The sequence below is a fragment of the Acidovorax sp. LjRoot204 genome, from assembly GCF_056175785.1.
Window position 1 is genome coordinate 1 of sequence record NZ_JBGFFF010000055.1, and the last position, 17,289, is coordinate 17,289.

15 protein-coding genes and 1 other RNA gene are annotated in these 17,289 nt (G+C 65.5%); 5 read left to right on the plus strand and 11 right to left on the minus strand.

What is annotated here, in order from left to right; all coding sequences use genetic code 11:
• Together AC04MI_RS11835 and AC04MI_RS11840 are read left to right on the plus strand one after the other, a co-directional pair.
• On the plus strand, positions 1-898 hold an 898-nt coding region (locus AC04MI_RS11835; protein WP_476497857.1), incomplete at its 5' end, for a molybdopterin molybdotransferase MoeA.
• A 93-nt stretch (positions 899-991) separates the two neighbouring features.
• The gene (locus AC04MI_RS11840; protein ID WP_436078524.1) at positions 992-1,318 is read left to right on the plus strand and encodes a thioredoxin family protein; all 327 of its coding nucleotides are present in this window, start codon (positions 992-994) and stop codon (positions 1,316-1,318) included.
• Between the two features lie 144 nt (positions 1,319-1,462).
• On the opposite strand, the gene AC04MI_RS11845 is transcribed toward AC04MI_RS11840, so the two are convergent.
• From AC04MI_RS11845 to AC04MI_RS11860, 4 genes are all read right to left on the minus strand, one after another.
• A complete protein-coding gene (locus AC04MI_RS11845) occupies positions 1,463-4,618 on the minus strand; it encodes an efflux RND transporter permease subunit (protein WP_476497858.1) in 3,156 nt (1,051 codons plus the stop codon).
• 39 nt (positions 4,619-4,657) lie between these two features.
• Entirely contained in the window at positions 4,658-6,082 is a 1,425-nt protein-coding gene (locus AC04MI_RS11850; protein ID WP_395455279.1) for an efflux RND transporter periplasmic adaptor subunit, read from the minus strand.
• A gap of 192 nt (positions 6,083-6,274) precedes the next feature.
• On the minus strand, positions 6,275-6,724 hold the full coding sequence (gene rnhA / locus AC04MI_RS11855; RefSeq protein ID WP_476497859.1) for a ribonuclease HI: 450 nt from the start codon (positions 6,722-6,724) through the stop codon (positions 6,275-6,277).
• Positions 6,725-6,800: 76 nt separating this feature from the next.
• Positions 6,801-7,655, minus strand: a complete 855-nt coding sequence (locus tag AC04MI_RS11860; protein ID WP_233193722.1) for a class I SAM-dependent methyltransferase — start codon at positions 7,653-7,655, stop codon at positions 6,801-6,803.
• On the opposite strand from AC04MI_RS11860, the gene gloB reads away from it, so the two are divergent.
• Entirely contained in the window at positions 7,654-8,430 is a 777-nt protein-coding gene (gene gloB, locus AC04MI_RS11865) for a hydroxyacylglutathione hydrolase (protein ID WP_260666994.1), read from the plus strand. The two genes, AC04MI_RS11860 and gloB, sit on opposite strands and share 2 nt — an antisense overlap.
• Positions 8,427-9,956 (plus strand): transglycosylase SLT domain-containing protein, encoded by a 1,530-nt coding sequence (locus AC04MI_RS11870; RefSeq protein WP_476497860.1) that lies wholly within the window; start codon positions 8,427-8,429, stop codon positions 9,954-9,956. The genes gloB and AC04MI_RS11870 overlap by 4 nt, the downstream gene beginning before the upstream one ends.
• A 74-nt stretch (positions 9,957-10,030) precedes the next feature.
• Here AC04MI_RS11870 and AC04MI_RS11875 read toward each other — a convergent pair whose 3' ends face one another.
• From AC04MI_RS11875 to dnaX, 6 genes are all read right to left on the minus strand, one after another.
• Positions 10,031-10,183 (minus strand): DUF3096 domain-containing protein, encoded by a 153-nt coding sequence (locus AC04MI_RS11875; RefSeq protein WP_015013605.1) that lies wholly within the window; start codon positions 10,181-10,183, stop codon positions 10,031-10,033.
• 211 nt (positions 10,184-10,394) lie between these two features.
• On the minus strand, positions 10,395-11,450 hold the full coding sequence (locus AC04MI_RS11880) for an ABC transporter substrate-binding protein (protein ID WP_436078521.1): 1,056 nt from the start codon (positions 11,448-11,450) through the stop codon (positions 10,395-10,397).
• Between the two features lie 154 nt (positions 11,451-11,604).
• Entirely contained in the window at positions 11,605-12,030 is a 426-nt protein-coding gene (locus AC04MI_RS11885) for an MAPEG family protein (RefSeq protein WP_056743563.1), read from the minus strand.
• A 114-nt stretch (positions 12,031-12,144) separates the two neighbouring features.
• Positions 12,145-12,735 carry a recombination mediator RecR gene (gene recR / locus AC04MI_RS11890; RefSeq protein ID WP_436075431.1) on the minus strand — a complete coding sequence of 197 codons (591 nt, stop codon included), beginning with the start codon at positions 12,733-12,735 and terminating at the stop codon, positions 12,145-12,147.
• A 244-nt stretch (positions 12,736-12,979) separates the two neighbouring features.
• A complete protein-coding gene (locus tag AC04MI_RS11895; protein ID WP_476497861.1) occupies positions 12,980-13,312 on the minus strand; it encodes a YbaB/EbfC family nucleoid-associated protein in 333 nt (110 codons plus the stop codon).
• A gap of 229 nt (positions 13,313-13,541) precedes the next feature.
• Positions 13,542-15,590 carry a DNA polymerase III subunit gamma/tau gene (gene dnaX, locus AC04MI_RS11900; RefSeq protein WP_476497862.1) on the minus strand — a complete coding sequence of 683 codons (2,049 nt, stop codon included), beginning with the start codon at positions 15,588-15,590 and terminating at the stop codon, positions 13,542-13,544.
• A gap of 102 nt (positions 15,591-15,692) precedes the next feature.
• Here dnaX and ffs point away from each other — a divergent pair.
• Positions 15,693-15,789, plus strand: an RNA gene (gene ffs / locus AC04MI_RS11905) — signal recognition particle sRNA small type.
• 82 nt (positions 15,790-15,871) lie between these two features.
• Here ffs and AC04MI_RS11910 read toward each other — a convergent pair.
• Positions 15,872-17,188, minus strand: a complete 1,317-nt coding sequence (locus tag AC04MI_RS11910) for a TIGR03862 family flavoprotein (protein WP_056067270.1) — start codon at positions 17,186-17,188, stop codon at positions 15,872-15,874.
• Between the last annotated feature and the right edge of the window lie 101 nt (positions 17,189-17,289).

The window sequence follows — 17,289 nt, forward strand, 5'->3', positions numbered from 1 at the left end:
CATCATGGAAGGCCGCGTGGCCCTGGCCCGTGGCGAACTGCTGACGCCCGCCGCCCTGGGCCTGGTGGCCAGCCTGGGCCTGCCCAGCGTCACGGTGGTCCGTCGACTGCGGGTGGCGTACTTCTCCACCGGCGATGAGATCCTGAGCCTGGGCGAGGCTCCCCGCGAAGGCGCCGTGTATGACAGCAACCGCTACACCGTGTTCGGCCTGCTCACGCGCATGGGGGTGGAGGTGATTGACCTGGGCGTGGTGCGTGACGAGCCTGCACTGCTCGAAGCTGCCTTTCGCCAGGCGGCCCAGCAGGCCGACGCCATCATCACCAGCGGCGGCGTGAGTGTGGGCGAGGCCGACCACACCCGCACCATGATGAAAAAGCTGGGCGACGTGGCCTTCTGGCGCATCGCCATGCGCCCGGGCCGCCCTATGGCCGTGGGGCACATCGGCAACGCAGAAAATCAAGCCGTTTCGGCCTCAAGCGCTAGTGCATCAAGCGCTGACAGCTATCAAAATAATATCAATACTGATATCAATACAGCCCCCGGTGGCGCAGTGCTCTTCGGGCTGCCCGGCAACCCCGTGGCGGTGATGGTGACCTTTCTCGCCTTTGTGCGCCCCGCCCTGCTGCGCATGATGGGATGTACCCGCGCGGCGCCCCCGCTGCTGCGCGCCATCAGCACCGAGCCCATGCGCAAGAAGCCCGGCCGCACCGAATACCAGCGTGGCCTGGTCACCGCCGCAGCCGACGGCACGCTGCAGGTGCGCACCACCGGCAACCAGGGCTCGGGCGTGCTCAGCTCCATGGTGCATGCCAACGGGCTCATCGTGTTGCACCACGGGCAGGGCAATGTGGCGGTGGGCGATGCAGTGGACGTGATGGTGTTTGAGGGCGTGATCTGACACGGCAATGCGCCGCCAGCCGGTGCATGCCATCGGCCGCCAAGGTAACCTGAAACCAGCCTCTCGCCCTGTTCACAAACCGCGAATCACGCCATGCCCTACGCCGCCCAACACCTTGCACAATCCCCATCCCGAGACGATGTGGACCGCCTGCCCGGCGCCACAGTGGTCGAGTTCGGTACCCCCTGGTGCGGCCACTGCCAGCGCGCCCAGCCATTGATCGAAGCCGCACTGAAGGACCACGCGGACATTGCCCACGTCAAGGTGGAAGACGGCCCTGGCCAGCGCCTGGGCCGCACGTTCGGTGTGAAGCTGTGGCCAACACTGGTCTTTATGAAGGACGGCAAGGAGGTGGCACGCCTGGTGCGCCCGCAGAGCGGCCAGGAATTGCAGGACGCGGTGCAGGCGGTGCTGGCCTAAGCCACCCGCACTGCAACCCGCTGGACCCAGACCGTCCTCACGCTGGCACTGCACAACAGAAAGCAGAAAGGGCCCTGCCGGGCCCTTTCTTGTCTTGCTTTGCTTTTGCTGTTTTGGCAGCTCGCTTTGCACTCCCACTGAAGGCTACTTGGCCACATAGTCGTGCGGGTGCAGCGGGTGGGCCGGCTGATCCACGGCCACGGCTGTGTTGGCCCCTGGCACCGCCTTGCGGGCAAACAGCGTGTACATGGTGGGCACCACAAAAATGGTGAGCAGCGTGCCCAGCGACATGCCACCCACAATCACCCAGCCGATCTGGGTGCGCGTTTCGGCGCCAGCGCCCGTGGCCAAAGCCAGGGGAATAGCGCCCAGCACCATGGCCCCCGTGGTCATCAGGATGGGGCGCAGTCGCTGGGCCGAGGCCTTGACCAGCGCGTCCACCATCTCCATGCCCTCTTCGCGCAGCTGGTTGGTGAACTCCACGATCAGGATGCCGTGTTTGGTGATCAGCCCCACGAGCGTGATCAGCCCGATCTGCGAATACACGTTGAGCGAGCCGCCGCTCCATTTGAGCGCCAGCAGTGCGCCGATCATCGACAGCGGCACCGACACCATGATGACGAGYGGGTCGATGAAGCTCTCGAACTGCGCCGCCAGCACCAGGAAGATGAACACCAGCGCCAGCACAAACACCACGCCCAGGGCACCCTGCGAGTTCTTGAACTCGCGCGAGGTGTCGTTCAGGTCGGTGGTGTAGCCGGGCTTGAGCACCCTGGCCGCCGTCTCGTTCATGAAGGTGATGGCCTGGCCCAGCGAGTAGTCGGACGACAGGTTGGCCGTGATGGTGGCCGAGCGGCGCTGACCAAAGTGGTTCAGCTCGCGCGGGCTCACGCTTTCGCGCACGTTGACCAGGCTGGTCAGCGGGATCATCGCGTCGTTGCGGCCGCGCACATAGATGGTGTCGATGTTCTCGGGCGTGGTGCGGCCCCGCGCCTCGGTCTGCACGATCACGTCGTACTGCTCGGCATCGCGTTTGTAACGTGTGACGGTGCGGCCGCCCAGCATGGTCTCGATGGCTTTGGCCACCACTTCCACGCTCACCCCCATGTCGGCGGCGCGTTCACGGTTGACCTCGATCCGCAGCTCGGGCTTGTTCAGGCGCAGGTCCACGTCGGGGGACACGATGCCGGGGTTCTGCGCAATCTCGGCCATGAAGGCAGCCACCACCTTGCTCAGGTTTTCGTAGCTGTCCGAGGTCTGGATCACGTAGGTGAGTGGCCGCGAGCGAAAGCCCTGGCCCAGCGATGGCGGCGTGATCAGGAAGGCATTCACGCCGGGCAGGCCCGCCACCTTGGGCTGCAGCTCCTTGGCCAGGGCCAGCGTGGTGCGGTCGCGCTTTTCCCAGTCCACGGTGCGGTAGATCACGCTGCCTTGCGCCACCGTGGGGTTGCCGATGTTGGCAAACACGCGATCGAATTCGGGGTAGGTGTTGCCGATCTTTTCCAGCTCCAGCGCATAGCGGTTGGTGTAGTCCAGCGTAGCGCCGTCGGGCGCGGTCACACTGGCCAAAATGGTGCCCCGGTCTTCCAGCGGCGACAGCTCCTGCCGCATGCTGGGGAACACCAGCACCAGCGCCGCGCCGCTCAGGGCCATGACGCCCAGCACGATCCAGCGGGCCTGGAACAGCGCACCCCGCACGCCACTGCGCCCCGCGCCCGCACCACCCCAGCGGGCCGTGACGATCCAGCGCAGCAGGCGGCCATAGGCATCCGAGAGTGCGGTAAGCCAACGCTCCATGGAGYGGTCAAACCAATTGGGATTCGGGTTGTGCTTGAGCAGCAGCGAGCACATCATGGGCGAGAGCGTCAACGCCACAAAGCCCGACACCACCACGGCCCCGGCCAGCGCCAGCGCAAACTCCACGAACAAGCGCCCCGTGCGGCCGGGTGTGAATGCGAGTGGCGCATACACCGCCACCAGCGTGAGCGTCATGGCCACGATGGCAAAGCCGATTTCGCGTGCGCCCTTGATGGCGGCAGAAAACGGGTCGAGCCCCTCTTCGATGTGGCGGTAGATGTTCTCCAGCATCACGATGGCGTCGTCCACCACCAGGCCAATGGCCAGCACCAGCGCCAGCAGCGTGAGCGTGTTGATCGAAAAGCCGGCCAGCGACATCAGCGCAAAACTGCCCACCAGGCTGACCGGGATGGTGATGATGGGGATGATGGACGCACGGAACGTGCGCAAGAACACAAAGATCACCAGGGCCACCAGCACCACGGCCTCGATGATGGTGGAGTACACGCTCTTGATGGAGCGGTCGATGAACAGCGAGTTGTCGTTGGCAATGTCGATACCGATGTCTGGCGGCAGGTCGGCCTTGAGCAAGGGGATCATGTCGCGCACGCCTTTGGACAGCTCCAGCGGGTTGGCCGTGGCCTGGCGGATCACACCCACCGAGATCGCATCGCGGCCATTGAGCCGCACGCGGCTGCGGTCGCTGGCAGGGCCTTCTTCAACCCGGGCCACATCACGCACGCGTACTGAAAACCCATTGACCGTGCGGATCACGATGTCGGAAAACTGTGCTGGGGTTTTCAGGTCGGTCTGGGACGTCACGCTGAACTCGCGCTGCTGCGATTCAATGCGGCCTGCTGGCAGTTCCAGGTTGTTGYGGCGGATGGCGTCTTCCACGTCCTGCGTGGTCAAGCGATAGCCGGCCATGCGCTCGGGGTCCAGCCACACGCGCATGGCGTATTTGCGCTCGCCATAAATCGGCACATCCGCCACACCGGTCACCGTCTGCAAACGGGGCTTGACGATGCGGTTGATCAGGTCATTGATCTCCAGCGGGCTCCGTGTATCGCTGCTGAAGGCGAGCCACAGCACGGGCGATGCATCGGCCTCCACCTTGGCAATCACGGGCTCATCCACCGCGAGCGGCAGGCGGTTGCGCACACGGGCGGTGCGGTCGCGCACTTCAGCGGCGGCGTTGTCAGCGTCCTTCTCCAGGCGAAAGCGCACGCTGATCTGGCTTTGCTCGGCCCGGCTGATGGAGGTGATCACATCCACGGCGTCGATACCGGCGATGGAGTCTTCGAGCGGCTTGGTCACCTGCGATTCGATGACCTCGGCCGACGCGCCCGCATACCGCACGCTGACGGTGACCACGGGTTCGTCGATCTTGGGGTATTCGCGCACGGACAGGCGTGTGAAGCTCACCGCGCCAATCAACAGCACCAGCAGTGACAGCACGGTGGCAAACACCGGCCGGCGGATGGAGATTTCAGCGAGTTGCATGGCAGTCCAGAGGCATCAGAGGGTAAGGACGGCAGTCCGTCAGACGGGAGGGCGGCTGCCAGTGGGCGTGGACCGGCTGGAGGTTCCGGCCAGCTGGCAAGGGTTGGGGCCGGGCAGCGGATCGGGTTCGCTGCGAGCCGCCATCACGCGGGCCACCGAGGGGGCGGCAGAAGGAGATGGAGATGCCGATGCCGCAGAGGTGCTCTGCGCAGGCGCATCAGCCACCGGCGATGCCTTTTGGCCCGCCCCAGTCGCAGCACCTGAAGCGCCCGGAGCCGGCCGCGTTGCCGCGGCCGCCGCACCACCGTTGCCCTGCTTGCCCAGCTCCACCACGCGCACCTCGGTGCCGTCCTTGCGGATGCGCTGCTGGCCCGCCGTGACCACCAGGTCTCCGGCGCTCAAGCCGTCCACCACCTCCACCCACCCAGGTGAACGGACGCCCAGTTTGACCGGCGTGCGGCGCGTCACCTTGCTGCTGGGCTCCTTGCCTTCTACCACCTTGAGCACATAGGGGCTGGTGCCGTCGGGCACGATGGCTTCCTCGGGCACCACAAGCGCGTCGCTGCGTTCGGAAAACACGGTCGTCACCCGCGCGAACATGCCGGGGCGCAGCTGCAGGCGGCGGTTGTCGATGCAGCCACGCACCGCGATGGCCCGCCCATCCGCATCGATCTGTGGGCTGATGGCCTGCACCACGGCGGCGTAACGCGCGCCCGGCAGTGCATCAAAGGTGACCTGCGCGGTCTGCCCCGGGCGCACCTTGCCCTGCAACCGCTCGGGCAGGCGGAAATCGACATACACCGCATCAAGGTCTTCGATGTTGACGATATCGGCCCCGTCCTTGAGGTAGTCGCCCACGTTCACGCCCCGAATGCCTGCGATACCATCGAACGGGGCCAGGATCTTCAGGCGCTGGGCCGTGGCCTGGGCCAAAGCCAGCTTGGCCTGGGCCACTTCCAGGTTGGCCGCACTCTCGTCCACCGAACGCTGGCTGATGAAGCCCTGGGCCACCAGCTCCTGATTGCGCTTGTGGTTGGCCCGCGCAATCGACAACTCGGCCTGGCTTTGCTGGATCTGCGCACGCGGCAATTGGTCATCCAGCTGCACCAGCACTTGCCCGCGCCGCACACGCTGGCCGTCACGGAAGTTGAGCTGGGTGATGCGCCCGCCCACCTCGGGCCGCAGCATCACGCTCTGGCGCGACCGCAGGCTTCCCACGGCTTCGGCATCGTCGCGCAGCGCCATCTGCCGCACGGTCACCGTTTCCACGGCCACGGGGCGGCCAGCACCGGCGGGCGTAGCGCCACCAGCCGATGCGCCAGCGCCAGCGCCTGCACCGCCCGCCCCGGCCTCGGCACGCTGCTGCGGCTGCACGGGCTTCTGCAGCCACCAGGCAGCGCCCGATGCGGCAGCGATGCCGATGACAGCGAAAACGAGGTACTTGTACTTGCTCTTGGACGCCATGGGTCAATCAATCCAGTGAGGTGGGATGCGCAGTCACACAATGTAACAGTGGGTGTGTGCAGTCGCAGCCACCCGCAGCAATATCCCGGAGCATTCGCCGCTGGTGCGTGAAGGCCGTACTGGCCGCATCGGACGCGGGCACAAAAAAAGCCTCCGAAGAGGCTTGCATGCGGTGAGCAGCTGGCAATGGATCTACCTGCGGCCCAGAGCCTGGTCCACGCCCCGGTTGGCCAGCGCGTCGGCCCGCTCATTGCCCGGGTCGCCCGAATGCCCTTTCACCCAGCGCCATTCGATGYGGTGCCCGCCGGTGCTGACCAGCGCATCCAGCCGCTGCCACAGCTCCACGTTCTTGACCGGCTGCTTGGAGGCCGTGCGCCAGCCCTTGGCCTTCCAGCCATGGATCCACTCGGTAATGCCCTTGCGCACGTACTCGCTGTCCAGGTACAGCGTCACGGCACAGGGTCGCTTGAGGGCCGACAGCGCCTCGATCACCGCCATCAGCTCCATGCGGTTGTTGGTGGTACCCAGTTCGCCGCCAAACAGCTCTTTTTCGGTCGCTCCGGAGCGCAGTAACACGCCCCACCCGCCGGGGCCCGGATTGCCCTTGCAGGCGCCATCGGTGTAAATCTCTACCTGGTTCAAACTCTGTTCCTGACAATGAGGTGGATGGTTGCCATGACGGGGCATGGAAGCCCAAGGCAACCGCGAAAGGCTGTGCTCAAGGCTTGTGCCGGGCTGCAGTGGGCGCAGTGCGCGAAGGATTCACCCCGCTTTGAGACACCCGGTTGGCGATGGGCACGGTGCCCGCAGCACGCTGGCGGTGGGTGCGCCAGGCGGGCTCCAGCAAACGCATGCCATGCACCCGTTTGACGGCCACCAGAAAATACGCGGCACCCAGAATGGGCCACCATTTCTCACCCAAAGGGTCCATCCAGCCAAAACGCTCCAGCCACTGCGCGCTGCGCACCGCTGGACGATAACAGCCAAATCGGGCAGATTCGACCTCGAAGTTCAAAAGCCGCAGCCAATCGCGCAGGCGGCGATAGCCGATGAACTCGCCCACGTCGGGCAGATACAGCGTGCCCCGCCCCAGGCGCTGGTACAGCCGCGCGCGCCGCTGCCGCAGGCCCCACAGGCTGGTGGGGTTCAGGCCGCTGATGACCACACGCCCTTCAGGGACCAGCACCCGCTCCACCTCGCGCAGCGCGGCATGGGGGTCGATGCTCAACTCCAGCGTGTGGGGCAACACCAGCAGGTCCAGGCTCGCTGCGGGGAAGGGCAAGGCCACAGGCTCGGTGAGCAGGTCCACCGCGCGGCGCTGCAGCGGCCCATCGTCATCACCGGTCTCCACAAAGGCGATGGAGCCCTCCACGGCCTCCTGCCCCATCGCCAGCCACTGGTGGGGCATGCGGTTGGCGCGCAGGCCGTCCAGCAGCGGCATGCCGAGCTGGAGACTGTGATAGCCAAAAATATCGGCCACCGCCTCGTCAAAGCGTGCCTGCTCCCATGCGAGCAGGTAGCGGCCAGGGGGGGAGTCGAACCAGTGGTGCAAACCTATAATTTGATCGCTCATGAACTTGCTACCGCTGCCCGCCTTTACCGACAACTACATCTGGATGCTGCACGACGGCCGCCAGGCCATCGTTGTGGACCCGGGAGAAGCCGCGCCGGTGGAGCAGGCCTTGCACCGCTGGGGCCTGTCATTGCAAGCCATTCTAGTCACGCACCACCATGCCGATCATGTCGGCGGAGTCGATGCCCTGCGCCAAGCCACCGGTGCAAGGGTGTATGGCCCAGCGCGGGAGCGCATGCCCGAGCCGCTGGAGCGGCTGGCGCAAGGCGATACCGTCAACGCGCTGGGGCTTCAGTTCCAAGTCATCGACGTGCCAGGGCACACGGCGGGCCACATTGCCTACTACTGTCGCGAGATGGACGGAGCGCCCCTGCTTTTTTGTGGCGATACGCTGTTCTCAGGCGGTTGTGGCCGGCTGTTTGAAGGCACACCTGCGCAAATGCTCGACTCGCTGGACCGGCTGGCGGCACTGCCTGGCAACACCCGGGTGTGTTGCACCCACGAGTACACACTGTCTAACCTGAAGTTTGCGCGGGCCGTGGAACCTGGCAACGCCGCCCTGCTCCACTACAGCAGCCAATGCGAAGCCCTGCGGGAGCAGAACCAGCCCACACTGCCTTCGCACATGGCGCTGGAGCGAGACATCAACCCCTTTCTGCGCGTGCGGCAGGGCCCGGTGGCGCAAGCCGCCCAGGGCTACGACGCGCAGGTGCCCCTTGACGACGCCGTAGCGGTGCTGGCCGCGCTGCGTCAATGGAAAAACGAGTTCCGATGAAAATTTTGCACATTGCCTGCCTGGCCGGCCTTTTGTGGCTGACAGGCTGCGCCACTACGGGCTCGACGCCCGACCAGGCGCCCGCCAGCGGAAACACCACCAGCACCAAGGGCCCTGCGTCGCCCCACACCCCTGTCATCCCCAACGGCCCGCTCAAACCCATCACTGCTGCGCAAGCCACGAGTGGCGAGGTGGCATCGCTCTCGGCCCCCGCCGACTTGTGGGACCGCATCCGGCGTGGCTTTGCCATGCCCGACCTGCAGCATGAGCTGGTACAGGACCGCGAGCAGTGGTATGCCACGCGCCCCGACTACATGCAGCGCATGACGGAGCGTTCCAGCAAGTACCTGTTCCATATAGTTGAAGAGCTGGAACGCCGGGGGATGCCGACCGAACTGGCGCTGCTGCCCTACATTGAAAGCGCGTTCAACCCCCAAGCGGTATCGAGCGCCAAGGCCGCAGGCATGTGGCAGTTCATGCCCGCTACGGGCAATTATTTCGACCTCAAGCAGAACGCCTTCCGCGACGACCGCCGCGACGTGCTCGCCTCCACCCGGGCGGCACTCGACTACCTGCAAAARCTCTACGGCATGTTTGGCGACTGGCASCTTGCSCTGGCCGCCTACAACTGGGGTGAAGGCAGCGTGAGCCGGGCCATTGCACGCAACCAGAAGCTGGGCCTGGGCACCACTTACACCGACCTGAACATGCCCGCGGAAACCCGCATGTATGTGCCCAAGCTGCAGGCGGTCAAGAACATCGTGGCCAACCCCGATGCCTTCCGCACAGAGTTGCCACTGATCGAGAACCACCCCTACTTCCAGACCGTGGACATCACGCACGACATCGATGTGTCGCTGGTGGCCACACTGGCGGGTATTCGCGAGGAAGACTTCCGTGCCCTCAACCCGTCGTACAAGCGACCCGTGATCCTCGCCGCCGGGACGCCACAAATCCTGCTGCCCTGGGACAACGCCAAGGTCTTCCAGCGCAACCTGGAGGCCAAGCGTGAAGGCCAGTACGCGAGCTGGACCGTGTGGTCTGTGCCCACCACCATGACGGTGGCCGAGGCGGCACAACGTGCCGGCATGAGCGAGGCGGATCTGCGCAGCATGAACAACATCCCGCCGCGCATGCTCATCAAAGCAGGCTCGGCGCTGATGGTGCCCCGCTCCACCACCACCCGGCAAGACGTGTCGTCCCACTTGGCCGACAACGGCCAACTGAGCCTTACCCCCGAGATCGTCACCCGCCGCACCACGGTGCGGGCCGGCAAGGGCGACACGGTGGCCAGCATTGCGCGGCGCTACAAGTTGGCAGCCGCCAACGTGGCGGACTGGAACGATGTGCGGGCGAATGCCGCATTCAAGGTGGGCCAGCAGATTGTGGTGTACCTGCCGGTGCGCCAGAGTCAGGCGCGCAGCAGCGGCGGCAGCGCTCGCGCATCAGCCACCACTGCGGGCAAACGCCAGGCTCCAGCGCCTGCGCGGCGTGGCGGATCCCCCTCCAAGGTCAAGCGCCGCTGAGCCGCAGACGCCTCAGCAAAGCCGCCTGGGACTGGCGAGCCCGGCATTGCTTGGCCGGTCGCTGGGCCCATGCATCAGAACCGGAGCGTGTGCATGCCCAGCAGCCCCAGGATTCCCATGATGATGAGATAAAGCGCCACGATGGTGCTGAGCAAACGCGGCATGACCAGGATGAGGATGCCTGCGATCAGGGAGACGAGCGGGCCGATGCTGAGGCTCAGCGACATGGTGGATAGTCCTTGAAAAATGGCACGGGAATGGCGCAGCACAAATGCTGCGTGCGTAGCCTGCGCAATGCGTATCGCACGGTGTGATTGCGGTGCAGTGGCAGGTGGGCAGGCGGCTGACACTGTAGTCGATGCCAGGGCCCTCAGAGCCTGTTGACGGTCTCGCAGGAGAGGTAAGCAGGCCCTTGGGGTCTCCCGCCGCAGCGGCTTGTCAGACGCTGTACTTTTGGCGGGCTTTGCGCACCAGATCGTTGCTGGACGTACGCGCCAGTTCGACCTTGGCCTCGGCCAGTTCGGGCAGCACGCGCGACAACACGCGCAGTGCGGTAGCCGGACCTTCGTCCGGCATCAGGCCGTTGGTGGAGTAGGTCTCGCGCACCCGGCTGAACGCCGCCAGATAGAGCCCCCGGTCACCCATCAGGTAGGCGGGAGGCACCGCCTTCACCAGGTCTGCCGGTGCTGCCGTCTGCAGCCACTTGAGCGCATGCACAACGCCATTGACCAATGCCTGGGCCTGGGCAGGCTGCTTCTGGATGAAGGCCTGCGGGGCATACAGGCAGCTGGCGGGCATGGTGCCACCGAACATGTCCTGCCCTGCCTTGAGAGAGCGCATATCGCCCACGATGCGGGTGTCAGCCTTCTGCTCCAGCAAGGTCATGATGGGATCGGCATGGCACAGTGCATGCACCTGGCCGGAACGCAGCGCGTTCATGGCATTGGTGCCCGAGCCCACCCCCACAAAACCCACATCGCGCAACGGCACGCCCGCACGCATCAGCATCAGGCTGGCTGCCAGGTGGGTGGATGAGCCCACCGACGACACTCCCACCTTGCGCCCCGCCAGGTCGCCCAGGTCCTTGTACGCAGGCACCGACCGCAGTGACACACCCATAGCCAGCTGCGGGGCCCGCCCCTGCAGCACCAGCGCGCGGTACGCATGACCTCGCGCCTGCGCACGCAACACGTGCTCGAAGGCACCGGAACAGACATCTGCCGCACCGTCCTGTACCGCCTGCCAAGCATGCGCTCCCGCCGAATAGTCCCGCACCACCACGTCCAAACCTTCGAGGCGGAAGTACCCCAGCGCATCGGCCAGCGCCAGCGGCAGGTGGTACAGAACGCCCTGCCCTCCGACCGCCACGGTCACTCGCCCGAGAGCAGCACCATCGGTCTGCGCACGCACCCGGACGGCAGGCGCCCACACCGCAGCCGCCGACAAGGCAGATACGGCGCCAAAGGCGCGGCGGGTGAGTGGAGGCAGAGACATGGAATCAGGCAAAAAGACAATGCTGCATTGCAACAATCGTGCCGCAGCACAGGCGAAACCGCATCAGGGTGAATCCCTGCGGGTTACTACGTACCGCGATAGACAGCCTTCAACCGCAGCACACCGCAAGACGGGTGGCGCGCCCCCGGGGCGCTCAACGGTAACCGATGAACAGGATGGCAATATTGACCAGAAAACCACCGGCCCAGACTGCGCTGCGGGCCATCGGCATGTCGGCCACGTACATCATCACGTAGAAGATGCGCAGGAAGACATACAACAACGCCAGCAGGTCCAGCAACGTCTGCCCCGCGCCCAGCAGGTGCGCAATGATGACCGCGCCGATGAAAAACGGCAGCGCTTCAAAGCTGTTGGCCTGCGCTGCGTTGGCGCGTCCGCGCCAGTCAGTCTGCCGCGAGAGCCAGCCGCGCGGATCGTGGTTGTCAAAACCGCCTTCTTTGCGGGACTTGCCAAAGTTGCCACTTTTGGCCAACCAGGCACAAGCGATGGGCAGCAGTGCTGCGAACAGCACGCACCAATAGGCCACGGTGAACCGCGCGACGTGCAAGGTGGTATTCATTTTCGAGGCTTTTGCGGGCAACAGCGCAGCAAATACAAGCGCTGGTAGCTATTAAATTGAGAGTATTTTAGCCGCAGACATTGTCGGGACGACGGGCTGGCAGGCGCCTTGGCGTCACCGGCGATCCACCAGCGCATGCGCGATCGTTCCCAGGTCCACGTACTCCAGCTCACTGCCGACAGGCACGCCACGCGCGAGCCGCGTGACATGCAACCCACGGCTCTTCAGCGCCTCGCTGATCACATGCGCAGTCGCCTCCCCCTCGGCATTGAAGTTGGTGGCCAGGATCACCTCCTGAACGGTGCCATCCGTTGCGCGCTCCATGAGCTTGTGCAGGCCGATCTCCTTGGGACCGACACCATCGAGCGGGCTGAGCCGCCCCATCAACACGAAGTACAACCCCTTGAAGGCCCCCGTGCGCTCCAGTGCAGACTGGTCAGCGGGCGTTTCGACCACGCACAGCCGCGTGGCATCGCGGTCAGGGTCCAGGCAGGTGCTGCACACCTCGGCCTCGGTGAACGTATGGCAACGCGCGCAGTGGTGCACGGTGGCCACCGCTTCCGAGAGCGCCCGCGACAGGGTCAGCGCCCCTTCGCGATCGTGCTGCAACAGATGAAACGCCATGCGCTGCGCAGACTTCACCCCCACCCCCGGCAACCGGCGCAGCGCCTGGATCAGAACGTCGAGGGAGTTGGTGGTGGACATGGAAAGGCTGGAGATAAGGCGCGTAAGGTCGTACGAAGCAGTGGAGCGAGGCTCAACAGGCCAAGCCCAAACGGATGCGGGAAAACAACGGGAATTTACCCCTGCCTTTACACCCACCCTCAAGGGCGTAGCGAGCGGGATCAGCTGCTAGGCGGACGGAGCACAGCCACCGGAACGTACTTGAAGTACGTGAGGATGGCGAGCACCGCCCAACGACGCAGATGGCCCGCTCGGTAGCCAACCCTCAGAAAGGGAACTTCATACCGCCGGGGAGGCCAGGCATACCTTGCGTCAGCTTGCCCATCTTCTCCGAAGATGTCTCCTCCGCCTTGCGCACCGCSGCATTGAASGCMGCMGCCACCAGGTCTTCSAGCATGTCCTTGTCSTCGGCCAGSAGGCTCGGGTCGATGGTGATGCGCTTGACGTCGTGCTTGCAGGTCATSACSACCTTCACSAGRCCCGCGCCCGATTCACCCTCCACCTCGATGAWAGCCAGTTCGTCCTGGGCCTTCTTGAGGTTGTCCTGCATCGCCTGGGCTTGCTTCATGAGGCCGGCGAGTTGTCCTTTGTTGAACATGGTGTGGTTTCCTTTGCTTTCTTTCTGGTTGATCGATTCCCACGTGGGGACTGAAATTCAGTATCCGAAATTCACGGTATTGTGCTTTGCACCGTTAGCGGCCATCGAAACTGCCGCTGCCCAGACCAGTGCTCCCGCGCAAGGGCCGCCCCGCCGCGCTGGGAGCGTTCCCCTCCCGCGAAGCGAGAGAGGGGGAAGGCGCCGAAGGCGACTCAGGGGGTGTTTCATCTCACGCGGGCTTGATACTGCCCGGCACGATTCTCGCGCCGTAGTCACGCATCAGCGATTGCACGAAGGGATCGTTGTGCACGATTTCTTCCGCGCGGCGTTGGCGCTCGGCGGCGGCGGCGGCGTTGCGACGGGCGGGGCTGTCGATGACCACGCCCACTTCCACGCTGATCTGGGTCGCATGGCCCGCAGCTTCAAGGGCCGCACGCAGGCGCTCGCGCGCCGTGGGCTGGTTGAGCGATTCGCGCTCGACGCGCAACAGCCAGTGACCACCGTCGCACGCCACCAGCTGCGACTGCAGGGCCAGTTCACGCACCAGCGCCGTGATGGCCTCTGCTGCCACCAGTTGCTGCACCGTGGCATGCCAGACGTCCCCCTCTTCGGTGGGGGTGTAGCGGGCAGATACCGGGGTCGGTGCAGACAGTGGAAGCGGCTGCAACCGCTCGCCGGGCTCGGGGGACTCACGCACCGGGATTGCTACATATTCAGGAGCATTCTGTGCTTTGAATGATTGCGCTACATCGGGATTTTGCTCAAACCTCTCGGCGGTGCGTACCGGCAACGCCGTGGCAGCGGGTGAAGCCGCAGTGGTCACAGTACCGGGCTCGTCAGAACCTGGCCATGGGGGTGGCTCAGAATCGTTGAACGACTCTGATGGATGGTCTCCGGCGCCAGAAGGTGCGGTGCCTGCAGCCACTGCCGGAACGGGGGCCGGGACTGCAGGCGCGGGGGCCGCAGACGGGACCGGCGGGGCAGCACGCACCGGAGCTGCAGGCGCCGACGGCACAGGCAGGGACTGGGGGGGCTTCACCGCTGCCCCCCCCACAGGCCCTGGCGTGGCCACCACTGCAGCAGGGGCTGCAGTAGTTGATGCAACAGCACCTGAGGGGGGCGTTTCAGCCCGCGTCAGAGTTTTTTTTTCAGCCGATTCGCCGACGCCGCTGACAGGCTTGAAGGCCAGSAGMCKSAGCAGCACCATGGTSAGYGCCGCGTACTCGTCGGGCGCCAGGCCCARYTCGCCGCGCCCGTGCAGGCACAGGCTGTAGAGCAACTGCGTTTCATCGGCGGGCATCAGTGCAGACAGGCGGGCTGTTTCAGCAGCCTCGGGGTCGTCTGCGTCCACGGCACCGGCCATCTGGGGCACGGCCTGGAACACGGCCATGCGCTGCAGCACGGCGCTCATCTCTTCGAGCGTGGAAGCAGCGGACAGGCCATTCATGCGCAGCGTGTCCGAGGTTTCCACCACCGTCTTGCCGTCGCCCTGGGCGAGAGCTTCAATGAGCCGGAACACATAGGAGCGGTCCACCGCACCCAGCATCTGACGCACACCGGCTTCCTGCAGTTGGCCGCTACCGAAGGCAATGGCCTGGTCGGTCAGCGACAGTGCATCGCGCATGGAGCCCCGCGCAGCGCGTGAGAGCAAGCGTAGCGCCTGGGGCTCGGCAGGCACGTTCTCGGTCGCCAGCACCTGCGTGAGGTGCGAGAGGACAGTTTCAGGCGCCATGGGGCGCAGGTTGAACTGCAGGCAACGGCTCAGCACCGTGACCGGCACCTTCTGCGGGTCGGTCGTGGCCAGCACAAACTTGAGGTACTCAGGCGGCTCTTCCAGCGTCTTGAGCATGGCGTTGAACGCCGTGTTGGTCAGCATGTGCACTTCGTCGATCATGAAGACCTTGAAGCGCCCCTGCACCGGCTTGTAGACCGCCTGCTCCAGCAGGCTTTGCACTTCGTCCACGCCCCGATTGGAGGCCGCGTCCAGCTCGGTGTAGTCCACAAAGCGGCCGCTGTCGATGTCGGTGCAGGCCTGGCACACGCCGCAGGGCGTAGCGGTGATGCCGCCAGTGCCGTCCACCCCCTGGCAGTTGAGCGACTTGGCCAGGATGCGCGACACCGTGGTCTTGCCCACGCCGCGCGTACCGGTAAACAGGTAGGCGTGGTGCAGGCGCTGCTGGGTCAGCGCATTCGACAAGGCCTGGACCACATGTTCCTGCCCCACCATCTCGGTGAAATTGCGGGGACGGTACTTGCGGGCGAGCACGAGGTAGGACATGCGGTCGATTCTACGGGCTGGGCCATGCGCCCCTGGCGCCACCAGGGCAAACAAAACAGCCACTGAAAAATCAGGGCCTCCATCCGACGTACAATCAGCGGTGACGGGCCTCCTCGCATGGTGAAGCGGCCAACCGGGTCAGGTGGGGAACCAAGCAGCCCTAACTGTGGAGTCAGTGCCGGGGGTAAGGCTCGTCAACTTCTTCTTTCTTTTTGCGCGGTCGCGCAAAAACTTCCCTCTCTCCAGTATTTCCACAGCGCGCCGTGCGCTTCAGCGGCCGCTCAAGCCCCTGCGGACTGCCCTAGCCAGCGCAGCGCCCCCTCTCCCACCACACGGCCGCTGGCCATGCTGGCGGTCAGCAGATAGCCCCCGGTGGGCGCCTCCCAGTCCAGCATTTCTCCCGCGCAGAACACACCTGGTAACGCCGTCGCCATGAGGTGTGCGTCCATCGCTTCGAAGGCCACACCGCCCGCCGTGCTGATGGCCTCGTCCAGCGGGCGCGTGGCCACCACGGTGATGGGCAAGGCTTTGATGGCATGGGCCAGTGCCACGGGGTCGTTCATTCCGTCCTTGCCCAGGTGTTCGTACAGGATGCCCGCCTTGATGCCATCCAGGCCCAAGCGGCTCTTGAGGTGGCTGGAGAGCGACCGGGAACCGCGCGGGTGGCGCACTTCCACCAGCACGCGCTCAGGCGCATGGTCGGGCAGCAGGTCGAGGTGGAACGTGGCGTGGCCATGGACCTCCACCTCGTCGCGCAGGAGGTGCGAGGCGGCATAGACCAGGCTGCCCTCCATCCCTGTGGCCGTGACCACGAACTCGCCCCGGCGGCTGAAGCTGTGGCCCCGGCTGTCGGTAAAGCTGAGCGCCACGGTCTTGAAGGGCTGGCCCACAAACTTCTCGGCAAAATGCGGCGTCCAGCCCACGGTGGGCGCAGGCGTGCGGCCCAGCAGCTCCTGCAGAAAGGCGCGGCGCGTCTCGCCCGCAGGTGCGTCTGCACGCAGCACATCAAAGCCGCAGTTGGACGGGCGCAGCGGAGCCACAACCACGCCGCGCTGCGCCAGCAGCGGCACCCAGGCACCGTCAGACCCCAGGCGTGCCCAGCTGCCGCCGCCCAGCGCCAGCACCACCGCCTTGGCGGCCACCCGCACCTCGCCTGCCGGTGCGGCAAAGCGCAGCGCCCCCTCCTCGGCCCAGCCCAGCCAGCGGTGGCGCATGTGGAACAGAACCCCTTGCCCGCGCAGGCGCTGCAGCCARGCGCGCAGCARCGGCGCGGCCTTCATGTCGGTSGGRAACACGCGGCCCGAGGTGCCSACRAAGGTCTCCACCCCCAGCCCCTGCGCCCAAGCGCGCAGCTCAGGGCCGCCAAAAGCCTGAATCAGAGGCTCAATCTGTGGTTCGCGCCCGGCATAGCGACTCACAAAAGGCGCGTGGGGCTCGGAATGCGTGAGGTTGAGGCCGCCCTTGCCCGCGAGCAGAAACTTGCGCCCCACCGAAGGCATGGCGTCAAACACGTGCACGACCACCCCCGCCTGGGCCAACACTTCTGCGGCCATGAGACCCGCCGGACCACCGCCGATGACGGCCACGTCGCACTGCAAAGCCTCCGCGGACTGGGCAAGTACAGGGGATGTATCGGAAGGAGGAAGGGGGTGGGACACGTAAGGGCCTTGCTGAATAAAGAAGCGCGTTGCGGGGGCGG